General features: G+C 25.4%; 2 protein-coding genes and 1 pseudogene. All 3 read left to right on the plus strand.

All coding sequences use genetic code 11. The annotated features are described in order from the left end of the window. A pseudogene (locus tag CD138_RS11720) lies at positions 1-114 on the plus strand (IS6 family transposase); the annotation flags it as partial. Positions 115-417: 303 nt separating this feature from the next. Continuing rightward, positions 418-1,149: a CPBP family intramembrane glutamic endopeptidase gene (locus CD138_RS11725; protein WP_019168209.1), complete on the plus strand. Its 732-nt coding sequence runs from the start codon at positions 418-420 to the stop codon at positions 1,147-1,149. Positions 1,150-1,329: 180 nt separating this feature from the next. Next, complete coding sequence (locus CD138_RS11730) at positions 1,330-2,010, plus strand: CPBP family intramembrane glutamic endopeptidase (protein WP_019168208.1); 681 nt, start codon at positions 1,330-1,332, stop codon at positions 2,008-2,010. The last annotated feature ends 262 nt before the right edge of the window (positions 2,011-2,272 follow it).

Below are 2,272 nucleotides of genomic sequence, written 5' to 3' on the forward strand. Positions count from 1 at the left end.
AATACACTCAAAGGTATTGAATGTATTCATGAGCTATATAAAAAGAACCGTAGGTCTCTTCAGATCTACGGATTTTCGCCGTGCTATGAAATTAGTTATATGTTGGTCAGTTAAGGAAATACTACCAGTTAAAATGATAATTAGTTATATTTTTTCTGACTTTCCAACAGAACCAATAAATTGGAGATATTTCTTTAATTACATTTTTATATTTATAACTGGAAATCCTTCTAGTCATCCTATATAATTCAACATATGTTTTCAATATATGCCTTTTTCTAAATCATATACGATGCCTTTATTTTGGTTCTGTTGCAAAGTTGAAAATTACGTAATATAGATTACAAATAAATGCGAAGTTAATTTTCACACATTTTTCGTAACTTAATTTTAAGGTGAACTTAAAGGAGGGGTTTGGTGAAAAAAATAATAATATATTTCAGCTTGTATTTTATTATAAGCGCACTTGGTTTTGATACGCTAAAAAGAATGGGGATAGAATATAATAGCTTAGAAATTTCAATATATGCTATTCCTATGATGATAATTTTGTCAATATTTGTTTATTCAATAGCTTTGTATTCCTATCAAAAGGGAAATAATCGTCCTATAATGCATATAAAATTATTGGAATATGTTATTCCGCTAGTTATATTATCGAACGCTTTAATAATTTTAGAAATATTATATACTGGTAACTTTACCCCTATATTAATATCACAGTTGTTTTTAACTTTTCTTATTGGCTTTTCAGAAGAATTCTTCTTCAGAAAGTATATTATTGAAAGTATATTAAATAAATATAAATCGAAGCTTTTAGCGCTGATTATTTCTTCTATACTTTTTGGGCTAATACATATGGCGAATATCTTTGGCGGTTTAACTATTGAAAATGCAACCTCTCAATCCATATCAGCTATAGTAGTAGGAACAGTATATGGTTTAATATATATTTTTACAAAAAAAATATGGATGTTGGTGTTATTACATATGAATGTTGATTTTACTTTATTTTCGTCTGTAATAAATCAAGTATATTTACAAGCGATACCAGCTCTTATTGTGGATATTATTTTGTTTATTAGTGTTCTCATGATAATTATGTCTATATTTAAGCGACTTAAATATAGACAAAAAAATTTTTTATAGAGTATACATAGAAACTTTCTGCTGAAAGCAGTAATGAATTTGTTTTACCATTGTATGATGAGAAGAGAGAATTAAAGCTAATACATATCAATGGTGAACATATAACTTCTTGTTAATTTTGAAGAGTTCGAAGATAATGATTTTAGTATTAACTAGATTTAATAGTTTTAGGAGGCTGTCATGTACAATAAAATAAATAACCTTAATAAAGGTCATTATTTGGCTTTGCTTTATATAATATTGCTAGTTATTATTCCTAAATATGGATTATTGCCATTTTCAAATGAGCTAAATTGGAATTACGATATAGTTAATGAGTGGTATTTCTTTATTATTACAACAATTTTGATGATATATGCTATTAAAATATTTAAAGTAAAATTGTATGATGATTGGTTAAAAGTAAAAAATAAAAAGATTCATATTTTTTTAATAGGAGTGCTAGGTTTTTTTCTAATTCTTTGTTTAAATGTCATACTTATTTTAATTATCAATCAAGGAAAACCAGTAAAGAGTGTTAATCAAGATAATATTGAAAGTGTTTCATTTTTGTTTAAATTTTTTATGCCATTACTTCTTATTATTATTGGACCTATACTTGAAGAGTTACTTTTTAGAGTATATATTTTAGATTTTCTTAAAGATAAGGTTAGGTTATATCCAGCAATATTAATTTCTATAATATCATTTACAGCAATACATATGCATAGCTTAGGAGAAGATTGGAAAACGTTAGTTCCTTACTTTTCAATGGGTATAGTAACAGTTTTTATTTATCTGTTTAAAAAAAATGTTTATTATGTATTTTCTATACATATGTTAAATAATTTATTTGCTCAAATTACTATTTGGCTTTTGTAATAATATAAATGTTGGATAATAATCTATTATTTAAAAATACGTATGGAATATTACCTGAGTGAATCTTTAAAATAATAGAATAGCTATTAATTGGCTATTCTAGATCAAGGCTATATTGAATGTGTAAATCTACCTAACAAGATGAATTCAAATACTATCCAAGTGGTGGTTCTGTTGCAAAGTCAGAAAAAATATAACTAATTATCATTTTAACTGGTAGTATTTCCTTAACTGACCAACATATGACTAATTTCATAGCACG

The organism is Staphylococcus intermedius NCTC 11048, from assembly GCF_002902385.1.
GTDB lineage: Bacteria > Bacillota > Bacilli > Staphylococcales > Staphylococcaceae > Staphylococcus > Staphylococcus intermedius.

What these genes read in the sequence shown, in the direction of transcription:
- CD138_RS11730 (WP_019168208.1), top strand. Translation starts at nt 1,330, where the DNA reads ATGTACAATAAAATAAATAACCTTAATAAAGGTCATTATTTGGCTTTG.